19 protein-coding genes and 2 riboswitches are annotated in these 24771 nt (G+C 67.0%); of the genes, 12 read left to right on the plus strand and 7 right to left on the minus strand.

Annotation, left to right across the window (positions count from 1 at the left end; all coding sequences use genetic code 11):
• The first annotated feature begins 74 nt into the window (after positions 1-74).
• The 12 genes from G6N27_RS04455 to gcvP all read left to right on the plus strand — a co-directional run bounded on the left by G6N27_RS04455 (position 75) and on the right by gcvP (position 13552).
• On the plus strand, positions 75-1721 hold the full coding sequence (locus tag G6N27_RS04455) for an acetolactate synthase (RefSeq protein ID WP_163775256.1): 1647 nt from the start codon (positions 75-77) through the stop codon (positions 1719-1721).
• Between the two features lie 138 nt (positions 1722-1859).
• Positions 1860-4196, plus strand: a complete 2337-nt coding sequence (gene secA2, locus G6N27_RS04460; protein WP_163775257.1) for an accessory Sec system translocase SecA2 — start codon at positions 1860-1862, stop codon at positions 4194-4196.
• 67 nt (positions 4197-4263) lie between these two features.
• Positions 4264-4890, plus strand: a complete 627-nt coding sequence (locus G6N27_RS04465) for a CDP-alcohol phosphatidyltransferase family protein (protein WP_163775258.1) — start codon at positions 4264-4266, stop codon at positions 4888-4890.
• Complete coding sequence (locus tag G6N27_RS04470; protein WP_163775259.1) at positions 4877-5800, plus strand: DUF881 domain-containing protein; 924 nt, start codon at positions 4877-4879, stop codon at positions 5798-5800. The genes G6N27_RS04465 and G6N27_RS04470 overlap by 14 nt, the downstream gene beginning before the upstream one ends.
• A 48-nt stretch (positions 5801-5848) precedes the next feature.
• Positions 5849-6181 carry a small basic family protein gene (locus G6N27_RS04475; protein WP_163775260.1) on the plus strand — a complete coding sequence of 111 codons (333 nt, stop codon included), beginning with the start codon at positions 5849-5851 and terminating at the stop codon, positions 6179-6181.
• A 15-nt stretch (positions 6182-6196) separates the two neighbouring features.
• Complete coding sequence (locus tag G6N27_RS04480) at positions 6197-7027, plus strand: DUF881 domain-containing protein (protein WP_163775261.1); 831 nt, start codon at positions 6197-6199, stop codon at positions 7025-7027.
• 23 nt (positions 7028-7050) lie between these two features.
• Positions 7051-7446 carry a glycine cleavage system protein GcvH gene (gcvH, locus tag G6N27_RS04485; RefSeq protein WP_163775262.1) on the plus strand — a complete coding sequence of 132 codons (396 nt, stop codon included), beginning with the start codon at positions 7051-7053 and terminating at the stop codon, positions 7444-7446.
• Positions 7447-7689: 243 nt separating this feature from the next.
• Complete coding sequence (gene garA / locus G6N27_RS04490; RefSeq protein ID WP_163775263.1) at positions 7690-8163, plus strand: glycogen accumulation regulator GarA; 474 nt, start codon at positions 7690-7692, stop codon at positions 8161-8163.
• Positions 8163-8915, plus strand: coding sequence for a transcriptional regulator FtsR (gene ftsR, locus G6N27_RS04495; RefSeq protein WP_163775264.1), 753 nt, complete (start codon positions 8163-8165; stop codon positions 8913-8915). Before garA ends, ftsR begins: the two co-directional genes overlap by 1 nt.
• A gap of 108 nt (positions 8916-9023) precedes the next feature.
• The gene (locus tag G6N27_RS04500) at positions 9024-9518 is read left to right on the plus strand and encodes a bifunctional nuclease family protein (protein ID WP_085195536.1); all 495 of its coding nucleotides are present in this window, start codon (positions 9024-9026) and stop codon (positions 9516-9518) included.
• A 254-nt stretch (positions 9519-9772) separates the two neighbouring features.
• Positions 9773-10417, plus strand: a complete 645-nt coding sequence (locus G6N27_RS04505; RefSeq protein ID WP_163775265.1) for a MerR family transcriptional regulator — start codon at positions 9773-9775, stop codon at positions 10415-10417.
• Between the two features lie 63 nt (positions 10418-10480).
• A riboswitch (glycine riboswitch) is annotated at positions 10481-10578 on the plus strand.
• Positions 10579-10689, plus strand: a riboswitch (glycine riboswitch).
• Between the two features lie 31 nt (positions 10690-10720).
• Positions 10721-13552 (plus strand): aminomethyl-transferring glycine dehydrogenase, encoded by a 2832-nt coding sequence (gene gcvP, locus G6N27_RS04510; RefSeq protein ID WP_163775266.1) that lies wholly within the window; start codon positions 10721-10723, stop codon positions 13550-13552.
• 19 nt (positions 13553-13571) lie between these two features.
• Here the strand turns inward: gcvP and G6N27_RS04515 are convergent, their stop codons facing one another.
• The 7 genes from G6N27_RS04515 to G6N27_RS04545 form a co-directional block, all read right to left on the minus strand.
• On the minus strand, positions 13572-15071 hold the full coding sequence (locus G6N27_RS04515; protein ID WP_163775267.1) for a hypothetical protein: 1500 nt from the start codon (positions 15069-15071) through the stop codon (positions 13572-13574).
• 282 nt (positions 15072-15353) lie between these two features.
• A complete protein-coding gene (locus tag G6N27_RS04520; RefSeq protein WP_163775268.1) occupies positions 15354-17468 on the minus strand; it encodes a VWA domain-containing protein in 2115 nt (704 codons plus the stop codon).
• Between the two features lie 79 nt (positions 17469-17547).
• Positions 17548-19728: a malate synthase G gene (locus G6N27_RS04525; RefSeq protein WP_163775269.1), complete on the minus strand. Its 2181-nt coding sequence runs from the start codon at positions 19726-19728 to the stop codon at positions 17548-17550.
• A gap of 59 nt (positions 19729-19787) precedes the next feature.
• Entirely contained in the window at positions 19788-20642 is an 855-nt protein-coding gene (locus tag G6N27_RS04530) for a 3-methyladenine DNA glycosylase (protein WP_163781330.1), read from the minus strand.
• 37 nt (positions 20643-20679) lie between these two features.
• Positions 20680-21732, minus strand: a complete 1053-nt coding sequence (locus tag G6N27_RS04535; protein WP_163775270.1) for a hemolysin family protein — start codon at positions 21730-21732, stop codon at positions 20680-20682.
• Positions 21732-23096, minus strand: coding sequence for a hemolysin family protein (locus G6N27_RS04540; RefSeq protein WP_163775271.1), 1365 nt, complete (start codon positions 23094-23096; stop codon positions 21732-21734). Before G6N27_RS04540 ends, G6N27_RS04535 begins: the two co-directional genes overlap by 1 nt.
• Before the next feature lie 226 nt (positions 23097-23322).
• Entirely contained in the window at positions 23323-24759 is a 1437-nt protein-coding gene (locus G6N27_RS04545) for a GuaB1 family IMP dehydrogenase-related protein (protein WP_163775272.1), read from the minus strand.
• Between the last annotated feature and the right edge of the window lie 12 nt (positions 24760-24771).

The raw sequence follows: 24771 nt of genomic DNA on the forward strand, positions 1-24771 counted from the left end.
CGCAGCTGTCAGCGCAACGTCACAGTGGATGCTTCTCCGCGAAAGTACCGTAGGACAGCCGATAGGCTGCGCCCATGGGCAACGACGCCGACAACACCTTCCACGCCGGCCGGCTCATCGCCCGCCGGCTCAAGGCCAGCGGAATCGACACCGTCTTCACCTTGTCGGGCGGCCATCTGTTCTCGATCTATGACGGCTGTCGCAGCGAGGGCATCCGGCTGATCGATACCCGCCATGAGCAGACCGCGGCGTTCGCGGCCGAAGGCTGGTCGAAGGTGACCCGGCAACCGGGGGTCGCCGCGCTGACCGCGGGCCCGGGCGTGACCAACGGGATGAGCGCGATGGCTGCCGCACAGCAGAACTCGTCGCCGTTGCTGGTACTCGGCGGCCGGGCGCCGGCAGGGCGATGGGGGATGGGGTCGCTGCAGGAGATCGACCACGTCCCGTTCGTGGCGCCGCTGACCAGATTCGCCGCCACTGCGCCGTCGGCCGACGCTGTCTGTGGGCTGATCGACGAGGCGCTGCGCGCCACCGTCGGCGCGCCGTCCGGTGTGGCGTTCATCGACTTCCCGATGGATCACGTCTTTTCCGTCGCCGCCGACGACGGCCGGCCGGGTGCGCTCACGGCACCGCGGGCGCCGTCGCTGGCCGACGGCGACGCCCTGGATCGGGCAGTGAGTCTGCTGGCCACCGCGCAGCGTCCGGTGATCATGGCCGGCACCAACGTCTGGTGGGGTCACGCCGAGGCGGCGCTGCTGCGACTCGCCGAGGAACGACGCATCCCGGTACTGATGAACGGCATGGCCCGTGGCGTGGTGCCCGCCGACCATCCGCTGGCGTTCTCCCGAGCACGCTCAAAAGCGTTGGGCGAAGCCGACGTTGCGGTCGTCGTCGGGGTACCGATGGACTTCCGGCTCGGATTCGGCGCGGTGTTCGGGCCAGACACCCAGCTCGTCGTCGCCGACCGCGCCCAACCCGACCGCCAACATCCCCGGCCGATCGCGGCCGGACTCTACGGCGATCTTTCGGCGACCCTGACCGTGCTGAGCGAGACACCCCGCGCCGAGCCGGCCGGCCATGAAGACTGGATCGCCGGCCTGCGTGCCACCGAGACCACAGCCCGCGAGCGTGAGCACGCCGAGTTGACCGACGACCGCAGCCCGCTGCACCCGATGCGGGTGTACGCCGAACTGGCGCCGCTGCTGGACCGCGACGCGATCGTCGTCGTCGACGCCGGCGACTTCGGCTCCTACGCCGGCCGGGTGATCGACAGTTACGTCCCTGGCGCGTGGCTGGACAGCGGCCCGTTCGGCTGCCTGGGCTCGGGTCCCGGCTACGCGCTGGCCGCCAAGCTGGCCCGGCCGGAGCGACAGGTCGTACTCCTGCAGGGCGACGGCGCGTTCGGCTTCAGCGGCATGGAGTGGGACACCCTGGCCCGGCACGACGTCCCCGTCGTCTCGGTGATCGGCAACAACGGGATCTGGGCGCTCGAAAAACACCCCATGGAGGCCCTGTACGGCTACTCGGTGGTGGCCGAACTGCGGCCCGAGACCCGCTACGACGACGTGGTACGAGCGTTGGGTGGGCACGGCGAGCTGGTAAGAACGCCCGCCGAACTGAAGCCCGCCCTCAAGCGTGCCTTCGACAGCGGCCAACCCGCCGTTGTGAACGTGCTCACCGACCCCGACGTCGCCTATCCACGCCGATCCAATCTCGCGTGAGCAGCCTGGGCTCCGGCTTGATCGGCCGACTTCTCCTCAGGGCGTCCCGCCCTGCATCGTCGTCGGCTCCGGCTTGATCGGCCGACTTCTCCTCAGGGCGTCCCGCCCTGCATCGTCGTCGGCCGGTACCGTTGACCTGTGTCAAAGACCACCCGCGCTTCGTCGGACCGATTGGGCAACCGCTTCTGGCGGCTGCTCGGCGCCAGCACTGAGAAGAATCAGAGCCGTTCCCTGGCCCAGGTGAAAGCCTCGGCGGAGTACGACAAGAAAGCCGCCGGACTCGACGACGAGCAGCTACGCAAGGCCGCCGGCCTGCTCAAGCTCGATGACCTTGCCGAATCCGACGACATCCCGCAGTTCCTCGCGATCGCCCGGGAAGCCGCCGAACGGACCACCGAGCTGCGGCCGTTCGACGTGCAGCTGCTCGGCGCACTGCGCATGCTGGCCGGCGACGTGATCGAAATGGCAACGGGCGAAGGCAAAACCCTGGCCGGAGCGATCGCCGCCGCGGGCTACGCGTTGGCGGGCCGGCACGTTCACGTCGTGACCATCAACGACTATTTGGCGCGCCGCGACGCCGAATGGATGAGCCCGCTGCTGGAGGCGCTCGGCGTCTCGGTCGGCTGGGTGACCGGCGAATCGAGCGCCGACGAGCGTCGCACGGCATACAAGTGCAACGTCACCTACGCGTCGATCAACGAGATCGGCTTCGATGTGCTACGCGATCAGCTGGTGACCGACGAGGCCGACCTGGTGTCGCCCAACCCGGACGTCGCCCTGATCGACGAGGCCGACTCGGTGCTCGTCGACGAGGCGTTGGTACCGCTGGTGCTGGCCGGGACCAGCCACCGCGAGCAGCCGCGGCTGGAGATCATTCGGCTCGTCGGCGAATTGCAGGCCGGCACGGATTACGACACCGACTCCGACAGCCGCAACGTCCACCTGACCGAGGCAGGGGCGCACAAACTGGAAAAGCGGCTCGGCGGAATCGATCTCTACTCCGAGGAGCACGTCGGTACCACGCTCACCGAGATCAATGTCGCGCTGCACGCGCACGTCCTGCTGCACCGCGACGTGCACTACATCGTGCGCGATGACGCGGTGCATTTGATCAATGCTTCGCGTGGCCGGATCGCCCAGCTGCAACGCTGGCCGGACGGCCTGCAGGCAGCCGTGGAGGCAAAAGAAGGCATTGAGACCACCGAAACCGGCGAGGTGCTCGACACCATCACGGTGCAGGCGCTGGTCAACCGTTATCCGACGGTGTGCGGGATGACCGGCACCGCGCTCGCCGCCGGCGAGCAGCTACGCCAGTTCTACAAGCTCGGCGTGTCCCCGATTCCGCCGAACACCCCGAACATCCGCGAGGATGAGACCGACCGCGTCTACATCACCGCGGCCGCGAAGATCGACGCGATCCTGGCGCACATCATCGAGGTGCATGAGACCGGACAACCGGTCCTGGTCGGCACCCACGACGTCGCCGAGTCCGAAGAGCTGCACGAGCGGCTCCAGCGTCGTGGCGTGCCGGCGGTGGTGCTCAACGCCAAGAACGACGCCGAGGAGGCCGCGGTGATCGCCGAGGCCGGCAAGCTCGGGGCCGTCACGGTCTCGACGCAGATGGCCGGGCGCGGCACCGACATCCGGCTCGGCGGCTCCGACGTAGGGGACAACGACGCTGAGAAAAAAGAGGTCGTTGAGCTCGGCGGGCTGCATGTGGTCGGCACCGGCCGCCACCACACCGAACGACTGGACAATCAGCTGCGTGGTCGTGCCGGTCGGCAGGGCGACCCGGGTTCGTCGGTGTTCTTCTCCAGCTGGGAGGACGACGTCGCCGCGTCGAACCTCGAACCCAACAAGTTGCCGACGCAGACCGACGACGACGGCCGGGTCGTCAGCTCCAAGGTCGCCGGACTGCTCGAGCATGCGCAGCGCGTCGCCGAGGGCCGGCTGCTGGATGTGCACGCGAACACGTGGCGCTACAACCAGTTGACCGCTCAGCAACGCGCGATCCTGGTCGACCGCCGCAACACACTGCTGAGCACGGCCGCGGCCCGCGAAGAGCTTGCCGAGCTGGCACCCGAGCGCTACGCGGAGCTGTCTGAGAACATCTCCGAAGAGCGCCTGGAGAAGATCTGCCGGTTGATCATGCTGTACCACCTCGACCGGGGCTGGGCCGATCACCTCGCCTACCTGGCCGATATCCGGGAAAGCATCCATCTGCGTGCGCTGGGACGCCAGAATCCGCTGGACGAGTTCCACCGGATGGCCGTGGACGCGTTCGCATCGCTGGCCGCCGACGCGATCGAGGCCGCCCAGCAGACGTTCGAAACGTCGCCGGCGATCGAAGACGAGCCCGGCGTTGATCTGTCCAAGTTGGCCCGTCCGACATCGACGTGGACTTACATGGTCCACGACAACCCACTGTCCGACGACTCGCTTTCCGCACTGAGCCTGCCGGGCATCTTCAGATGATGATTGCCCGTCTCCTCCTCAGGCCGTTACACGGCCTGCATCGTCGCCGGGCGTAAGCTCACCGCCCATGAACCGGCCGCACGCACACGACCGGCTCCTCACCGTGCCGAACGTGCTGAGCGCGATCCGTCTGGCGCTGATCCCGGTCTTCCTCTACCTCTTGCTGGTCGCGCATGCCGACGGGTGGGCGGTGGCCATCCTGATGTTCAGCGGTGCGTCGGACTGGGCGGACGGCAAGATCGCCCGGTTGATGAACCAGGGCTCGCGGCTGGGGGAGTACCTGGATCCCGCGGTCGACCGGCTCTACATGGTGACGACGCCGATCGCCTTCGGGCTGCGCGGCATCGTGCCCTGGTGGATCATCGCGATCCTGCTGGTGCGTGATGTGTTGCTGGCGGCCGAACTTCCGTTGCTGCGTACGCGCGGCATCACCGCACTGCCGGTGATCTACGTCGGCAAGGCTGCGACGTTCGCGCTGATGTCCGCCTTCCCGCTGATCCTGCTGGGCCAGTTCGACGCGCTGTGGAGTCGGATCGTATTGGCTTGCGGCTGGGCGTTTTTGATCTGGGGCCTGTACATGTACTTGTGGTCCTTCGTGGTGTACGCGATACAGGTGGTGCTGGTCCTGCGCAGCATGCCACCGGCGAATCCCCGCGAAAAGCGTTCGCAGACAAAGGCGGATGCCGATGGCTGACCAGGCGCTCGGCGGCTACGACCCCTATGCGGGTCTGAGCGCGCACGATGCCGGGCAACCACAGCGCATCCCGGTGCCCTCACTGCTGCGGGCCTTGCTCTCCGAACACCTGGACCCGGGGTATGCGGCCGCGGCCGCGAAGCGCGAGAACGCCGACGGTCCGCAGAACGGTCGCGCCCGGGCAGCGGGCTGGGTCTGGCAGGCGCTGGCTGCGTTGCTGGTGGCCACGGTGTTCGCCGCGGCAGTCGCGCAGGCACGGCTCGTCGCGCCGGGCGTCAGTGCGGCCCAACGGGTCTTGGCAGCCGGGGTGCGCTCGGAGGAGGCAGCGACGGGTCAGCTCACCGCGCGGCGCAACGCGCTCACGACGCAGCGCGACGACGTGCAGCGGCGGGCATTGGCCGAAGACTCCGCGGGCCGGCAGCTGCTGACCCAGCTCGACCGGCTGAGCCTGGCAGCCGCGAGCACCCCGGTCACCGGTCCCGGTCTCAGCTTGACGGTCACCGACCCGGGCGTCGGACCGAACCTGTCCGATGTGTCCAAGCAGCGGGTCGCCGGCAGTCGGCAGATCATCCTCGACCGGGATCTACAGCTGGTGGTGAATTCGTTGTGGGCCAGCGGCGCTGAGGCCATCTCCGTCGGCGGGGTCCGGATCGGGCCGAACGTGACGATCCGGCAAGCAGGCGGTGCGATCCTGGTCGACAACAACCCGATCAGCAGTCCGTACGCGGTTCTCGCCGTCGGCCCACCGCATTCCATGCAAGATTTGTTCGACAACAGTCCCGGCCTGCGCCGGCTGCGGCTGTTGGAGGCGTCGTACGGTGTCGGCGTCAGGGTGAGTGCCGGAGACCAGCTCACGATTCCGGCGGGCACGGTCCGAGATGTCAAGTTCGCCAAGCAGATTGGGCCTTAGTACAGACATGCACATGCGGCGAGTCGACATGATGGGAGCGGAAAACCGATGATCGGTATCGCAGCGCTGGTCGTCGGTATCGTGCTGGGACTGGTGTTTCACCCCAGCGTGCCGGAGGTCGTCCAGCCTTACCTGCCGATCGCGGTGGTCGCGGCGCTCGACGCGGTGTTCGGCGGGTTACGGGCTTACCTCGAGCGCATTTTCGACCCGAAGGTCTTCGTCGTGTCGTTCGTGTTCAACGTTCTCGTCGCGGCGCTGGTGGTCTACGTGGGTGACCAGTTGGGTGTTGGCACCCAGCTGTCGACCGCGATCATCGTCGTCCTCGGCATCCGCATCTTCGGTAACGCGGCAGCGCTGCGGCGCCGGCTGTTCGGGGCGTGACGGGATGACGCCGACATGAGCGACACCGACGACACCCCCGCACAGCCCGACGACGCCCACGAGACGGCCCAGCACGGCCGGCACGAACTGGCGCCGCACCAGCCTCAACCCGCGATCGGCGAATTACAGCCCCGCGGATTCCTCGGGGCCCCGCGCCGCGGCCGCACCGTCTTCGTCACCCTGGCGGTGATGCTGTGCCTGCTGCTCGGCGTCGCCATCGCAACCCAGGTCCGCCAGACCAGCACCGGTGACTCGCTGGATACCGCCCGTCCCGCCGATCTACTCGTGCTGCTGGACTCGCTGCGCCAACGCGAAGCCACGCTGAACACCGAAGTCGCCGAACTGCAGCGGTCGTTGAACGCCCTACAGGCCTCGGGCAGCAGCGACCAGGCGGCGATCCAGAACGCCCAGTCCCGGCTCGCTGCTCTGTCGATCCTGATCGGGACGGTCGGCGCCACTGGGCCCGGTGTCACGGTGCACATCACCGACCCGGGGCCGGGCGTGGCACCGCAGGCGATGCTCGACGTGCTGGACGAGTTGAGAGCCGCCGGAGCCGAGGCGATCCAGATCAGCGACGTGCACCAGGCGGTGCGCGCCGGGGTCGACACCTGGATCGTGGGCACCCCTGGTTCGTTGACCGTCGACGGTAAAACCCTGATGCCGCCGTATTCGATTGTGGCCATTGGCGATCCACCGACGTTGGCAGCGGCGATGAACATCCCCGGCGGCGCGGTCGACAGCGTCAAACGCGTCGGCGGCACCATGAGTGTGCAGCAAGCAGACAAGGTCGACATCACCGCCTTGCGACAACCAAAACCGCGCCAATACGCTCAGCCCGTCAAATAAACACCGAGCAGAACAGGAAGACCGTGAGCGAAACCCCACCCGATTTGCACTACACCGCCGAGCACGAGTGGATTCGGCGAACCGGCGACGCCACCGTCCGGGTCGGGATCACGGACTTCGCCCAGGCGGCCCTCGGCGATGTGGTGTTCGTCCGCCTGCCTGACGTGGGTGATGACCTGACCGCGGGCGAGGCGTTCGGCGAGGTGGAGTCGACCAAGTCGGTGTCGGACTTGTACGCACCGGTATCGGCGAAAGTCGTTGCTGTGAACGACGATCTGGATTCCAGCCCGGAGCTGGTCAACTCCGACCCCTACGGCGGTGGCTGGCTGATCGACCTCGAGGTCGAGGGTGACGCACTGCAAAAAGCGTTCGACGAGTTGCTGGACGCGGAGACCTACCGCGGCACGCTGGCCGAATGACCCTTGTTATGGTTCCTTCGCTCGGCGAGGATTCGCGTCGCGACGCGGCGAGGGGGCGAGCCGGGCAATCGGCTCCGCTCGGCGTAACACCGGCCCGATCAGATGTCGCGGCCGATCCGGCGGGGGACGGCACATTGGGCCCCCGTGCGCGGTACGGTCGTCACATCGACGGTCGCAGCGGGTGGGAAGCCGGTCGAGTAGACCCAACCAGACGACGCAGCAGCGGCCAGTGAGGAGCAGCGGGTGACGGACAAGGACAACGACCAGACCTCTGATGAAGTCACCGTGGAAACGACATCGGTCTTCCGCGCCGACTTCCTCAATGAGCTGGACGCTCCCGCACAGACGGGCGCCGAGACCTCGGTGTCCGGAGTCGAAGGGCTGCCGGTCGGTTCGGCGTTGCTGGTCGTCAAACGGGGACCCAACGCCGGTTCTCGCTTCCTGCTCGACCAGCCGACCACGTCGGCCGGTCGCCACCCCGACAGCGACATCTTCCTCGACGACGTCACCGTCAGCCGCCGGCACGCCGAATTCCGCTTGGACAACGACGAGTTCCACGTCGTCGATGTCGGCAGCCTCAACGGCACCTACGTCAACCGCGAGCCGGTCGATTCTGCGGTGCTGGCGAACGGCGACGAGGTGCAGATCGGCAAATTCCGCCTGGTGTTCCTGACCGGACCCAAGGTCGGTGACGATAACGGAGGGCCCGGAAGCTAGTGACCGCGCCCGAGACCCCCGCACTGAGCGGGATGTCTATCGGAGCGGTCCTCGACCTGCTACGGCCGGACTTCCCGGATGTGACGATCTCCAAGATCCGATTCTTGGAGGCCGAGGGTCTCGTCACGCCGCAGCGTGCGGCGTCGGGCTATCGCCGGTTCACCGCCTACGACTGCGCGCGCCTGCGGTTCATCCTGACCGCCCAGCGCGACCAGTATCTGCCGCTCAAGGTGATCAAGGCGCAGCTCGACGCCCAGCCTGACGGCGAGCTGCCACTGGCCGGATCTCCTTACGCCGTAACGCGATTGGTGTCGGTCGGCAACAGCGATCTGTCGGAGCCGACTGTGGACCCGGGGGCGGTGTCCTCAACCCGCGTCCGGCTGAGTCGAGAAGACCTGCTGCAGCGCTCGGGGGTCGACGGCGAGCTGCTGACGGCGCTGCTCAAGGCCGGCGTGATCACCACCGGACCGGGCGGCTTTTTCGACGAACACGCGCCCGCGATCCTGCAATGCGCGCGAGCGCTCGCCGACTACGGCGTCGAACCGCGTCACCTGCGCGCATTCCGCTCGGCCGCCGACCGGCAATCCGACCTGATCGCGCAGATCGCAGCGCCCCTCGTCAACGCCGGCAAGGCCGGGAAGACCGGTGCCCGCGACCGCGCCGACGACCTCGCACGCGAGGTCGCCGCACTCGCCATCACGCTGCACACCTCGCTGATCAAGTCCGCCGTGCGCGACGTTCTGCATCGCTGAAGGACTAGACTTCGGAAACAGCTTGTGTTCGGCGGCTTGACCTTTGCGCCGCGGCGTCGGAGCAGGCGGTGATTTGGATATGGCAGCAGGTGCGGAGGGCAGACACAGATGGGTGAAGTTCGCGTCGTCGGCATTCGCGTCGAGCAGCCGCAGAACCAGCCGGTGCTGTTGCTGCGTGAGGCCAACGGTGACCGGTATCTGCCGATCTGGATCGGCCAGTCCGAAGCCGCAGCGATCGCCCTCGAGCAGCAGGGAGTCGAGCCGCCGCGGCCGTTGACGCACGACCTGATTCGGGATTTGATTGCCGCACTTGGTCATTCGCTCAAAGAGGTGCGGATCGTCGATCTGCAGGAAGGCACCTTCTACGCCGACCTGATTTTCGACCGCAATATCACTGTCTCGGCGCGGCCGTCGGACTCGGTGGCCATCGCGTTGCGGGTGGGCGTGCCCATTTACGTCGAGGAAGCGGTGCTCGCCGAGGCTGGACTGCTGATCCCCGACGAGAGCGATGAAGAGCCTTCCACCGCCGTACGCGAGGACGAAGTCGAGAAATTCAAAGAGTTTCTGGACAGCGTCTCACCCGACGATTTCAAGGCAACCTGACGCCGGTAACACCGTGATCAGCGCCGTGCCGCAAACATCACGGATACGTCTCATCTGGGAGTTCGACCTCGACACGCCCGTTGGATAGCGTTGAGTCACCGCCGCTACCGCCATACTTTGATTTCGACTGATTAGTTCTAGTTCGTTTGAGAAACACCACAACGTGTCGAAAAGCGTATGCTCACAAGCACTCGATTGAGCAAACGCGGAAAACCGGCAGCCCGTCACGAGCGCGATCGGCGAGAGGAAGCACCGTGGGAGATCAACCACGTGAGGATCAACTGGATCTCGAGTCGGTAACCGCGCTCGACGACAGTGCAGCAACCCACGCCGATCAGGCCATCCACGCAGCGAGCGAACCTGTGCAAGGCGGTTTGTTCCCGGACGACTCCGTGCCTGACGAACTGGTCGGTTACCGCGGGCCGAGCGCGTGCCAAATCGCCGGCATCACCTACCGCCAGCTGGACTACTGGGCACGCACGTCGCTGGTCGTGCCGTCGATCCGCAGCGCGGCAGGCTCGGGCAGCCAGCGGCTGTACTCGTTCAAAGACATCCTCGTCCTCAAGATCGTCAAGCGACTGCTCGACACCGGAATCTCGTTGCACAACATCCGCGTTGCCGTCGATCATCTGCGCCAGCGCGGCGTACAGGATCTGGCCAACATCACGCTGTTCTCCGACGGGACCACGGTGTACGAGTGCACGTCCGCCGAAGAGGTCGTCGACCTGCTGCAGGGCGGCCAGGGCGTGTTCGGTATCGCGGTGTCCGGCGCGATGCGTGAGCTGACCGGCGCTATCGCCGACTTTCCGGGCGAGCGGGCCGACGGCGGCGAGTCGATCGCGGCGCCGGAGGACGAGCTGGCGTCCCGGCGCAAGCACCGCGACCGCAAAATCGGCTGACCGGAGAACTTCTGCGCCGCCGGCCCCGCTGGCAGCGGCAAGTGGGTAAACTCGACACCGCATCGTTCTAGCGCGGGAGAGTTTCGTGGCGGCCAGCCACGGACGCCGAAGGAGCAATACCTCTCCGTCAACCTCTCAGGCACCCGGACCGCGCCGGACCCCGATGCCTCTGGAAAGCGGTGGCCCGACTCGGGTCACCCGCCCATGGGGAAAGACATGCGGATGTCGAATCTCTCAGGCGCCCGGTTCGGGTAGACGACAGAGGGGGAGGACCTGTTCCTTGCCTCTGTCAGGAGTTCGCCAGTGTCCGACCACACCAATCCGCTTTTCGCCGACCGGCACATCGGCCCGGACAGCGACGCCATCGCAACGATGCTCGACGTCATCGGCGTCGATTCCCTGGACGAGTTGGCCCGCCGCGCTCTACCCGCCGGAATCCTCGACGGGTTGACCGATTCGGGGTCCGCGCCCGGTCTGGATGAGCTGCCACCGGCGGCCAGCGAAGCCGAAGCACTCGCTGAACTGCGGGCGCTGGCCGACGAGAACACCGTCGCGGTGTCGATGATCGGCCAGGGTTACTACGACACGTACACACCGCCGGTGCTGCTCCGCAACATCTTGGAGAACCCGGCCTGGTACACCGCCTACACGCCGTATCAGCCGGAAATCAGCCAGGGCCGACTGGAGGCGCTGCTGAACTTCCAGACCATGGTCGCCGACCTGACCGGCCTCGAGGTGGCGAACGCATCGATGCTCGACGAGGGCACCGCCGCCGCCGAGGCGATGACGCTGATGCACCGCGCCGTGAAAGGTAATGCCCACAAGCTGGCCGTCGACGTGGACGTCTTCGCCCAGACCGCTGCGGTGCTCGCCACCCGCGCCGAGCCGCTGGGCATCGAGATCGTCACCGCCGACCTGCGTGACGGACTGCCCGACGGCGACTTCTTCGGTGTGATCGCCCAGCTACCCGGTGCCAGCGGCCGGGTCACCGACTGGTCGCCGCTGGTGGCCGAGGCCCACGACCGCGGCGCGCTGGTCGCGATCGGCGCTGACCTGCTGGGTCTGACGTTGATCACGCCGCCGGGCGAGATCGGCGCCGACGTGGCCTTCGGGAATACTCAAAGATTCGGTGTGCCAATGGGATTCGGCGGCCCGCATGCCGGATACCTGGTGGTGCATACGCAACACGCCCGCCAGTTGCCCGGCCGACTGGTCGGTGTCTCCGTCGACGCAGACGGGTCACCGGCCTACCGGCTGGCGCTGCAGACCCGCGAACAGCACATCCGCCGCGACAAGGCGACCAGCAACATCTGCACCGCCCAGGTGCTGCTGTCGGTGATGGCGGCGATGTACGCGAGCTACCACGGCGCCGACGGGCTGATCGGCATCGCCCGGCGCGTACACGGTCACGCCGAGGCCATCGCCGCCGCGCTCGGCGATGCGCTGGTGCACGACAAGTACTTTGACACCGTCCTGGCCCGGGTGCCGGGCCGCGCCGACGAGGTGGTCGCCGCGGCCAAGGCCCACAACATCAACCTGTGGCGGGTCGACGCCGACCATGTCTCGGTGACCTGCGACGAGGTGACGACGGACACGCACGTCGCTGCGGTGCTCGACGCGTTCGGTGTGACGTCCGGTGACGCCGCTTCCGCCGACATCGCGACGCGCTCGTCCCGGTTTCTGACCCACCCGGCGTTCGTCAACTACCGGACCGAGACGTCGATGATGCGCTACCTGCGCGCGCTGGCCGACAAGGATCTTGCGTTGGACCGCAGCATGATTCCGCTCGGCTCGTGCACGATGAAGCTGAACGCCGCAGCCGAGATGGAGTCGATCACCTGGCCGGAGTTCGCCCGACAGCACCCGTTCGCACCTGCGTCTGACAGCGAGGGTCTGCGGCGATTGATCGCCGATCTGGAAACCTGGCTGGTGCAGATGACCGGCTACGACGCGGTGTCGCTGCAACCCAACGCCGGATCGCAGGGCGAGTACGCGGGTCTGCTTGCCATCCGCGCCTTCCACACCAGCCGAGGCGAACCGCAGCGCGACGTCTGCCTGATCCCGTCCAGCGCGCACGGCACCAACGCGGCATCCGCCGCGCTGGCCAAGATGCGGGTGGTCGTGGTGGCATGCCGGGCCAACGGCGACGTGGACCTCGACGACCTGCGCGCCAAGATCGGTGAGCACGCCGAGGCACTCTCGACGCTGATGGTCACCTATCCGTCGACGCACGGCGTCTACGAGCACGACATCGCCGACATCTGCGCGGCCGTGCACGATGCCGGCGGCCAGGTCTACATCGACGGCGCCAACCTGAACGCGCTGGTCGGGCTGGCCCGACCAGGTAAGTTCGGCGGCGACGTCAGCCACCTGAACCTGCACAAGACGTTCTGCATCCCACACGGCGGCGGCGGTCCCGGCGTCGGGCCAGTGGCGGCGCGCTCGCATCTGGCGCCGTTCCTGCCCGGCCACCCCTATGCGCCCGAACTGCCGTCCGGTCGGCCGGTGTCGTCGGCGCCCTACGGGTCGGCATCCATCCTGCCGATCAGCTGGGCCTACATCAGGATGATGGGCGCCTCGGGTCTGCGGGCCGCCTCTCTGACGGCGATCGCCTCGGCCAACTACATCGCCCGCCGGCTCGACGAGTACTACCCGGTGCTCTACACCGGCGAGAACGGCATGGTCGCCCACGAATGCATCCTGGACCTGCGGCCGATCACCAAGTCGACCGGTGTGACCGTCGACGATGTCGCAAAACGCCTGGCGGACTACGGTTTCCACGCACCGACGATGAGCTTCCCGGTTGCGGGGACGCTGATGGTCGAGCCCACCGAGAGCGAGAGCCTGGCCGAGGTCGACGCGTTCTGCGACGCGATGATCGCCATCCGAGGCGAGATCGACAAGGTCAGCGCCGGCGAGTGGGCGGTGGACGACAATCCGCTGCGCGGCGCGCCGCACACCGCCGAGTGCCTGGTGGTCGACAAGTGGGAGCACCCGTACACCCGCGAAGTCGCCGCCTACCCACTCGGGAAGGGCTTCCGGCCCAAGGTGTGGCCGCCGGTGCGCCGCATCGACGGCGCCTACGGTGACCGCAACCTGGTGTGCTCGTGCCCGCCGGTGGAGTCCTTCGCCTGACCGGCGCCCTGCAGGCCGACTAAAGCGCCGCCAGGATCTGCTGCGGGATGACGTCGACCAGTTCGGTGATCAGTCCACCGAAGCCGTCGATGCTGATGGTGCCCAGGTTGCCCAGCCCCAGATCCCCGAGCAGGCCATCCAGGGTCAGGTTCGAGAGATCGCCCAGGTTGCTCAAGTTCAATGCCGTGTCGGAGATGCCGAGGTCGTTGAGCAGGGTTCCCAGGTCCACCGTGTTGAGCAGGCTGGTGATGTCGGAGGTGCCGACGCCGAGATCGTTCAGCAGGCCACCCAGGGTCAGGTCGGCCGTCGAGGGGTTGACGCCTAGGTCGGTGAGGATCCCACCGATGGTCAAGCCGCTGGTCGGCACGGAAACACCCAGGTCTCCCAACAGGGAGCTGACGGTCGCGTCGATGCTCTGACCGCCCAGCAAATCACCGACGGTGATCCCGTTCAATGCTGTTTCGAGGCTGCTGACGCTGAGCAGGTCGTTGAAATTGATGCCGAGCGTGGTCAGGAGTGCGGAAAGTTCGGCTCCGATGAGTGGGTTACTGAGGAGCGGGTTGAGCACACTACCCAGCACGGTGTTGAGGCTGCTGACCACGCCGTTGAGCAGACTGCTCGGCAGTGACGCCAGCAATGTGCCGAGATCCTCGTTGACAAAGCTGCCGAAGCCGAGATCGGACAGCAGGGTGCTCAAACCGAGGTTGATGGTCGGGTCGATGCCGAATGCGCTCAGCACGGAGTCCAGACTCAAGTTGTTGAGGCTGGAGTCCAGACCCAGGCTGCTCAAGATATCGGTGAGGCTGAAGCTACCCAGGCCCAGGTTGCCCAAGCCGAGGTCGCTGAGCAGCGAGCTCAGAGTCGGGTTGCCCAGCAGAGTGCCGAGGCCCTCGTTACTCAAACCCAATGCGCTGAACAAACCACCGATGTCGAGGTTGCCCAGCCCCAGCTGAGTCAGCAGGTTGCTGAGATCGAGGTTGGTCAGGCTCAGGTTTCCCAGGCCTAGCGCGTCGATCAGGCTGGTCAGGTTGAGGTTGATGCCGACGTCTTGCATCGGCGCCAGAATGCCGTTGAAGCCGGTGATGTCGATGATGCCGTTCAACAGGCTGATGTTGTCTTCACCGTTGAGGTAACCGTTCAAGATGGTGGCCGGTGCCTCGATCAGAGTGTTCAGCGCGCCAGACGGGTCGCTCTGCAGCTGCCCGACAACATCACTGATCGCGTTGAGCGTGGTGCCCCAGGCGCCCAGGTTTGCGATTCCGAGCTCGAGTCCGGGCGGCAGCTCCACCGTGATACCCGCGGGCAGTTCTCCGGTGACGGTCGGCGTGAGGTTGGTCAACGCATCGATCACGCCCAGCGGGTTGCTCAGCAGCGCGCTGAAGACGCCCGAGATCGCTGTCGGGTCGGCGTGCCCGACGATGTTCGTCAGATTCGCCGTCGTGTCGGTCAGCAAGGTCGACCAGGCGTCCACGAGTTGGACCGGCCGCGTCTGGACGCTGGGAAGCGGTGCCACAGCCATGGGGGTCACCGCAATCATGCTTGCGCCGACGAGGGCGACACCGGCTGTGGCGTAGGGGCGAAGGGCGTTTTGCATGGCGGATCGTCTCCTTTGTGAACACCGCGCAGTGATGCATGTCACATCACGAGTGCCCGCTAAACCTACCTGAGTTTCATCTGAGAAATTGGACGAATCTCTTATGTGAATCGATTCACAAACTCGCTGAGCGGGCAATCCGGTGTCGGAAAACCTAAGAAAGTCCGGAGAATCGGACTTGGAGTCTGCCGAGCCGGAGGCGCGAGGTCAGCTCAAGAAGTTGGTTATCGCGGTCGCCAACTCAGGCGACGCCGAGGACGCAAGATTCTGGTAGCTGCCACCCGACAGCTTCGCGACGGCCTCCCAGGTCGATCGGTCGGAGTCCGACCCGAAGTCGATGACGTTGACCGCGACCGGCTTGGCCGGATCGACGCTCTGCTTGATGAAGTCCTGCAGGCCCTCGCCGCCCAGACTCTGATCGGTATGCGGGCCGGCCGTGATGACCAGCACGGAATTCGTCTGCCCGGCGTGGAAATTGGCCAGCGCATTCTGGTAGATCAAGCGCAGCGTGGTGAACGACACCGCGCCGCCTGACGAGGCATGTTGTTTTTCCAGCGCCGCTGTCAACGCCTCGGAGCGCGGCTGGCCGTCGACGGGATCCCCGATTGGACCGGCCGACACTTCGCTGCGGCCTTCCTTGCCGTCGAAGGTCCACAACCCGATCACGGCGTTGGGTGGCAGCGCCTTGATCCGGCTGTTCAGCGCGTCGACCACGTTACCGAGCCGGGTCTTTCCGCCCTCATCGGTGATCATCGACTGCTCCAGCATGATGATCGCCGCCGGAGCGCCTGCCGGGGCGGACACGTTGTTGGCCAGCGTCGCACGCATCGCGTCGTCGCCCACCGACAGCGTCGACGGGAGCGCCGCGAACTTGGTGACGTCGCTGCTGGGCGGCTTGGTGCCCTCAGCGCGGAAGCCGGCCTTGGCCAGCTCGGACAGCTGGTCGGACTTGTGCATGAACCGGGCGAACTCGCTGGCCCCGGTCACCTGCTCCTGCGAGAGCCAGGACCCGCTCATCAGCACGGTCGGATAGTCGGCGACCGCGGCCGGCCCCGGCGGCAGCCAGGCGCTGAGCGCGCTGCCGGCGTCGGGCAACGACTGACCCCGGGCGAACACCTGCTGCTCGGTGGTGATCACCGCGTGCACCGGAGCGGTCGCCTGATCGCCTGGCCGCATTAGTGCATCCATCGCCGCGCTCAGCGTGTTGTCGGCCAGCTTCGGCTGACCGCCGATCAGCGAGCGCACGGCGCCGCTACCGTCGCTCGGCGGCGCGCCGGGCGGCACCGACGCCGCCGCCACCGCCTCGCCGGCCAGGAATGCGGCGTCACTGTTGCCGCTGAGCGGCAGCGCCAGCCTCAGCGACCCCCACGTCGGGAGCTTCAGGCCGGCCAACGAGTCGGGCTTGGTCTGCAGCTCGGGCAGCGTCGCCCACTTCTGGTCACCGAGGGCGCGTTGCAGTTCGGGGCGTACCGCCAGCACCACCGGCGAGGTGACCAACGACCGGCTGTCGGTGACGGTTTCCTTGCCTGCCGCGGCGGTGAGCCGGGCAGCGGATACCGAGCTGCCCGGGATCCACAGTGCCGGCCGCTGACCCAGTTCGGCGGGCCAGTTCCCGATGAAACCGTCGACGACGGCGTCGGAGCCGGCGGATTTCACGCTGACCGCCACGCAGTGGTCACCGACCGGTGCGGCGATGGCGTTGAAGCGCTCCGCGAAATGCTGCACGTGGTCGGCGATCGAGGGGTCGGCGATGACGGCCACCGGCTGCTTCTCGCCGACACACCGGGCGGCGCTGTTCGAGCGGTCCGACAGCGCGTCGCCGAAGAAGCGCCACAGGATGACGACGCCGACCACGACGACGACCGCGATCAGAGCGGCGATCACCCCGATGCTGACGCCGCGCCGACCGCCGTCGTTGCGGTGGCCGCCGAGCCGTTCGCGGACGGTTCGGTGGCCGCCGGTCGGCGGTCCGCTCGCTACCCGCGGCTCCGGATCGCGTCGCGGGAAGCCCGGAAAGTCGTCGGGCGTCTCGAGTTCGTCGTGCGGTGGCTCCGGCTCGGGCAACTGCGGCCGCGCGAAGACACTTGTGCTGTCGTCGTTGGGCTCGCCGAAATCGAAAAACCCAGGTGTTTCCGGGAAGTCGTCCGGCGTGGGCGGCGTGTACCGCGGCGGCCCGGAGGCAGCACCGGTGTACGGGGGAAGATCGGCCTGAAAGTCCTCGGGCTCGGGACGGCCGACGTCATCGCCGAAATCCTCCGGCTGAGACTCGGGATACTCGTCCGACGGCTCGTCGTCGTCATCGGGAGCCCTGTGCCTACCCATGGCGGTCCTCTCCTGCGCGCCGGAGGTACCTGCAGCCTCTATTCATGGGGACGGTCGTGGCTCCCCGAACGGTCATCAGTCATGGGCGCGCTTTGAATTCCCGTCGACGCCGATGCAGGATCGGCTCGGTGTAACCGCTGGGCTGCTCGGCGCCCTTGAGGATCAGATCCTGGGCGGCCAGGAACGCGATGCTGTCGTCGAAATTGGGAGCCATCGGCAGGTAGCCGGAGTCTCCGGCGTTCTGCTCGTCCACCAGCGGAGCCATCCGTTCCAGGCTAGCCCGCACATCCTCTTCGGTGATGACGCCATGCCGGAGCCAGTTGGCCAACAATTGGCTGGAAATCCGCAGTGTGGCACGGTCTTCCATCAGCGCGACGTTGTGGATGTCCGGCACCTTCGAGCAACCGACGCCGGCATCGATCCAGCGCACCACATAACCCAGGATGGACTGGCAGTTGTTGTCGACCTCTTCGCGAATCTCCTCCGGGGCCCACGCCAGCTCCTTGGCCAACGGGACGGTCAGCAACTCCTCGACGGTGGCGCGCTTCTTGCCTTCGAGTTCGTCCTGGACGGCGCCCACATCGACATAGTGGTAGTGCATGGCGTGCAGCGTCGCTGCCGTCGGCGAGGGCACCCACGCGGTGGTGGCGCCGGCCTTGGGCTGGCCGATCTTCTGCTCCATCATGTCGGCCATCAGCTCGGTCATGGCCCACATGCCCTTGCCGATCTGCGCCTTGCCCTTGAAACCGGCGGCCAGGCCGGTGTCCACGTTGTTGTCCTCGTAGGCCTTGATCCAGGCGGTGCTCTTCATCGCACCCTTGCGGATCATCGGGCCGGCTTCCATCGACGTGTGGATCTCGTCGCCGGTGCGGTCCAGGAAGCCGGTGTTGATGAACACCACCCGGTCCGCGGCGGCTTTGATGCACGCTTTCAGGTTGAGCGTGGTGCGGCGTTCCTCGTCCATGATGCCGACCTTCAAGGTGCCCTGCGGCAGGCCCAGGACGTCCTCGACGCGGCTGAACAGTTCACACGTGTAGGCCACCTCGTCGGGTCCGTGCATCTTCGGCTTGACGATGTAGATGGATCCGGTGCGGCTGTTGGTCAGCGGCCCGTTGTGGTCGCCGGTCTTGAGTCCGTGGATCGCGGTCACGCCGGTGAACAGCGCGTCGAGGATGCCCTCGAACACCTCATGCCCCTCGGCGTCGACAATCGCGTCGTTGGTCATCAGATGGCCGACGTTGCGGACGAACAACAGGCTGCGGCCCGGCAGGGTCAACTCGCCGTCATCAGGCGTCTTGTAGGTGCGGTCCTGGTTGAGCACCCGGTGGATGGTCTTGCCGCCCTTGTCGACCTCCTCGGACAGGTCGCCCTTGTTCAAGCCGAGCCAGTTGCGGTAGCCGAGCACCTTGTCATCAGCGTCGACGGCGGCGACGGAGTCCTCGAAATCCATGATCGTGGTGATGGCCGATTCCAGGACGACGTCCTTGATGCCGGCCTTGTCGGTCTTGCCGATCGGCGATTCGGGGTCGATCAGGATCTCGATGTGCAGGCCGTGGTTGACCAGCAGCACCGACCAGTCGGGGGAGCCGAGCTCGCCGGTGTAGCCGACGAACTTGTCGGGGTCGGCCAAGCCGACTGAGTCCTCAGCGGTCGCGATCTGCAGGTGGCCGTCGTCGACGCTGAGCCCGGTGGCGTCGGCCCATGAGCCGGATGCCAGCGGAACCGCCTCGTCGAGGAATTTGCGCGCGTACGCGATGACCTTGTCGCCGCGCACCTTGTTGTAGCCGGTGCCTTTCTCGGCGCCGTCGTCTTCCGGGATCACGTCGGTCCCGTACAGCGCGTCGTACAGCGAACCCCAGCGAGCGTTGGCGGCGTTCAGTGCGAACCGGGCGTTGAGCACCGGGACCACCAACTGCGGGCCGGCCGTCGTGGTGATTTCGTCGTCGACTCCGGCGGTGGTGATGGTGAAGTCGGCGGGTTCGGGCTGCAGATAACCGATTTCGGTGAGGAACGCGCGGTACGCCTCGGGGTCGATCGGCTCGATGATGTGCTGCCGGTGCCACTTGTCGATCTGTGCCTGCAGCTGGTCGCGGCGTTCCAGCAGCTCCTGGTTTTTCGGCTGCAGGTCCGTGACGACCTTGTCGACGCCCGCCCAGAAGCTGTCCGGGTCGATGTCGGTGCCGGGCAACGCCTCGGTGTTGATGAAGTCATGCAGCACCTTGGCGACGCGCAGGTTCCCAACCGACACGCGATCCGTCATCATTTTCCTCCGCATCAAGCCTTGATAAATCGTTCCCAGCCTACCGGCCAGCAACCCAACTACCGGCAACCGGCAGCCTGCACCAGCAGGTCACACCGGTCCAGCAACGCCGCCCGCAGCGGCGCAGCGCGTGCCGCGATGGCTTTTTGGCAACGCACATACTCGGCGCGGCCCGCGGCGTCCTCGACGGCGATCGGGGTATACCCGTACTCCCTCAGGTCGTACGGGCTTGCTCGCATGTCTATTTCACGCGCCGCCGCGGCCAAATCCAAGCAGTCCAGCAGCAACTCGGATTCGATCAGCGGGCTCAACTTGTAGGACCATTTGTACAGGTCCATGTTCGCGTGCAAGCACCCGGGCTGCTCCCAATCCTGTTGCGTCTCGCGGCTGGGCGATCCGGTGTTTCGCGGCAAGGCGTCGGCGGTGAAAAAGCGGTACGCGTCGAAGTGGCTGCACCGCAGCGGCCCCGCGACCTCGGCCTCCACCACAGTGTCGGTCCCTGCCGCGCCCAGGCGCAACGGAACACGATCGTGGCGGACGGCGTCGCTGCGATAGACCATCGCCCACTCGTGCAACCCGAAGCAGTTCAGCTGGGGCGGCCGCTGCGCGGTGGCGCGCAGCAGATCAGCCACGAACGCGACGGTGTCCAGCCGGGTCCGCAGATGGTCTGCGCTGACCGTGACCCCGGCGGCGTCGCTGACGTAGCCGCGCCGGTCGCGGTAGCGGCGAAGCGCCTCGGCGCCGGCGAGCCGTACGCCGTAACCCGGGTGCCAGCAGCGCAGCTGTCTCGGGCGCAGGCTGTAATAGCTGAACAGGAAGTCCCACACCGGATGTGACGCGCCGACCCGGGCCCACTGGATGTGCGGAGTGACGAACGCCTCGACCCGCTCGGCGTGCTCGTCTGCGCGGGCCATCCACTGATCGGCATCCAGCAGGAGGGTCGCTGGATTGTCAGACACGCGGCGACCCCTCACGCACCGCCCCGACAAGGTCCCGCACCAGATCGTCCAGCGCGATCATCGCCGCCGCGGTGCCGTCGTGGCCGTTGACCAGCGCGAGGTGACTGTTGCTCCGTCGCATCCGCGACAGCGCCTCGGGCACACTCAGCGACTCGGCGACACGCAGCAGTGGCCGGATCCTGCTGACGTCGACCACCGCGTTCGGGTCGTCGCTCAACGCCAGCACATCCTTGATGTGCAGATAGCCGAGGAATCGGTGGTCGACGTCGACCACCAGAAATCGGGAGTAACCGGTTGCGGCCACTGCCTTTTCGATCGCACCGATCGTCGGCCCGCAGCCCGCGGCGGCCACCGGGACGGTACGGATCGCGGCGGCGGGTATCGCCAGGTCGGCGACTTTCCGGTTGCGGATCTGCAGCGCCCGGGTGAGCCTGGTGTGCTCCTCGGGATCCAGCAGACCCTCCGACACCGACTCGGCGATCATCTCGCTGAGCTCGACCGTGGAAACCGTGATGTCGAGCTCGTCGCGGGGGCGCACCCGAAGCGCTCGCAGGGTGGCGTTGCTGCACCGGTTGAAGAACGCGATGACGGGCCGGACCGCTCGCACATAGATCAGATACGGCGGCATCAGCAGCATCGCCGCCTTCTCCGGGCCGGCCATCGCGATGTTCTTCGGGACGATCTCGCCCAGCAGCAGGTGCAGGACCACCACAATCGCGAGCGCAAGCGCAAACGATGTGGTGTGCAACAGCGCCGGGGACTGATCGAGCAGGTCGAACGGACGGCGCAGCAGGTCGGCTACGGCCGGCTCGCCGATTCGACCGAGCAGGATCGACGACACCGTGACACCCAGCTGGGCGCCGGCGAACATCAGCGGCAGCTGCTCGCCGGCCCTGATCACCGTGACCGCGCCCGACCTGCCCTGCTCTGCCAGGGCTTCGAGACGGTCCCGCCGCGCGGAGATCAGGGAGAATTCCGCGGCGACGAACAGCGCGTTTGCGCCGACCAGCAGGAAGGTCGCCAGAATGCCGAGCAGGTCGCTCATCAGTGGCCTCGTATTGCCGAAGAATCGACGTGGCCGGCCAGCTGGGTCAGCTCCAGCAAGTCGATGCGGCGCCCGTCCATCCGGATCACCTTGGCCCGCCACGACGAGCCGTGCGGAACGCCGTCGGATTCGTAGCCCGCCAGTTGCACCTCGTCGCCGTTGACCGGAATCCGGCCTAGTTGTTGGAGGACCAGCCCGCTGATCGTCTCGTATTCACCCTCCGGAGCGTGATAGCCCGTCGCGTCGGCGATCTCGTCGATGCGCAGCAAGCCAGACACCCGCCAACCGTTGCCGACCGCCACCACGTCCTGACTGGCATTGTCGTGCTCGTCGCGGACGTCGCCGACGATCTCTTCGATCAGATCCTCGGTGGTCACCATGCCCGCGGTGCCGCCGTACTCGTCGACAACCATCGCGGTCTGCAGGGCGCTGGCGCGAATCTCTCCCATCAGCGCGTCGCCGTCCAACGTCGAAGGCACCTTCGCCACCGGGCGCGCGATGGCGGTCACCAGCGTGCGTTGACGATCGGCGGCCGGCACCCCGAAGACCTGCTTGACGTGCACCATGCCGACCGTTTCGTCGAGGTCGCCGTCGATCACCGGAAACCTCGAGAAACCGCTCTCGGCGGCAGCTTCGACCAGATCCGCCACCGTGTTGTCCACTTGCAGCGCAACGATTTTCGCTCGGGGAGTCATCAGCTCCTCGGCGGTCAGCTCGCCGAATTGCAACGAGCGGTCCAGCAATGCCGCGGTGGACTGGTCCAGCGCGCCGCTGCGGGCGGAGCTACGCACCAGCGACGCCAGCTCCTGGGACGAGCGGGCCGATCGCAGTTCCTGAGTGGGCTCGACGCCGAGCTTGCGCAGAATCCAGTTGGCCACACCGTTGGTCAGCCGGATCGGATACGTCATCAGCCAGGAGAACAGCAGCTGCGCGCCGGCGACGGCGCGCGCGGTTTTCAGCGGCCGGGCCACGGCAAGGTTCTTGGGGACCAGCTCACCGAAGATCATCGACACCGAGGTGACCACCAGCAGGGTCAGGACCGTGATGACGACGTCGGCGACCCGGTTGGGCACGCCGAGCGCATCCAATGCCGGGTGCGGTAGTTCGGCGACCAGCGGTTCGGTGAGGTATCCGGTGATCAGCGCGGTGATCGAGATGCCCAATTGCGCCCCGGACAGCTGGAATGACAGGTCGTGGTGCGCGCGGCGGACGAAGCGGTCACGCCGGCGCCCGACGCGGGCGTTGGCGTCGACGGTGCTGCGTTCGAGCGTGGTCAGGGAGAATTCGGCTGCGGTGAACAGTGCATTGCCCAGGGTCAGCACGACGATGGCCAACAGGCTGAGCAGGGTGATGAGGAGGTTCATCGAGGCCACCGTCCAACGGTCGTGACCCGCTTCACCCGGGCTTCGCCCGCGATCGCGATCACTCCGCGAGAAGGAGGCTCCTCGGAGTCGGCGTCACACACGCCGGATGGCGCGGGTGCCTGCGGCACGAAATCCCTTCCCTCGACGTATTCACTGCTGACGTGACCTTTCATGGTAGCGAAGCCGCCACCCGTCGGAGTGCTCGTCGCGGCGACGACACGCCCGATTACCACCCGAAGGGCAGCGGATGGCCTTCGGCGAAGCCCGCGGCGGACTGCACGCCGACCACCACCCGCTCATGCAGGTCGGCCAGCGTCGACGCACCGACGTACGTGCAGGTGCTGCGCACACCCGAGGTGATGTGGTCGAGCAGGTCCTCGACGCCCCCGCGAGCGGGGTCCAACCCCATCTGCGACGTCGAGATGCCTTCTTCGAACAATGCTTTGCGGGCGCGCTCGAAGGCGCTGTCGGCGACGGCGCGGGCCACCACCGCACGCTTGGACGCCATGCCGTAACTCTCCTTGTACGGCCGATTGTCGCGGTCACGCATCAGGTCGCCGGGCGACTCGTAGGTGCCGGCGAACCACGAACCGATCATGACGTTGGACGCGCCGGCCGCCAGCGCCAGTGCAACGTCACGCGGATGACGCACTCCGCCGTCGGCCCAGACGTGTGCACCGAGTTGCGCTGCCGCCGAAGCACATTCGAGCACAGCCGAGAACTGTGGCCGACCGACTCCAGTCATCATGCGGGTGGTGCACATCGCCCCCGGGCCGACGCCGACCTTGACGATCGACGCCCCGGCGCTGATCAGGTCGCGGGTGCCGTCGGCCGACACCACGTTGCCCGCGACCAGTGGCACACCGATGTCCAGCGACGCGATCGCCTTGATCGCCTCCAGCGCCTTGACCTGGTGTCCGTGCGCGGTGTCCACGACGACGAGGTCGACACCGACTTCGACCAGCGCCTGCGCCTTGGCCACCACGTCGCCGTTGATGCCGACCGCGGCGGCGATGCGCAGGCGGCCCTGCGCGTCGACCGCCGGCGTGTAGATCCCGGCGCGGATCGCGCCGGTGCGGGTCAGCACACCGGCCAGCATCCCGTCGGCGCCGGTGAGCACCGCGAGGTCGACGGGGGAGTGCTCGAGCAGATCGAAGACTTTCCGCGGTTCGGTGCCGACCGGGGCGTTGACGAAATCGGTGATCGCGACGTCGCGCACCCGCGCGAACCGATCCACGCCCTCGCAGCACGACTCGGTCACCAGGCCGATCGGCCGGCCCTCGAAGGTGACCACGGCGGCCCCGTGCGCGCGCTTGGAGATCAACGCCAGGGCGTCGGACACCGCATCGTCGGGCGCCAGCACGACCGGGGTGTCGACCACCAGGTCGCGGCTCTTGACGAAGTCCACCGTCTGCTGCACCGCGGTGATCGGAAGGTCTTGCGGCAGAACGACTATCCCGCCCCGGCGGCCCACCGTCTCGGCCATGCGCCGGCCCGCGACGGCGGTCATGTTGGCCACCACCACCGGGATGGTGGTGCCCGAGCCGTCCGCAGCGGACAGGTCGACGTCGAAACGAGACGCCACATCGGAGCGGTTCGGCACGATGAAGACGTCGTCGTACGTCAGGTCGTAGGCGGGACGGTGTCCGTTCAGAAACTTCATTGCTTCACGCCC

Source organism: Mycobacterium cookii (assembly GCF_010727945.1).
Taxonomy (GTDB): Bacteria; Actinomycetota; Actinomycetes; order Mycobacteriales; family Mycobacteriaceae; genus Mycobacterium; species Mycobacterium cookii.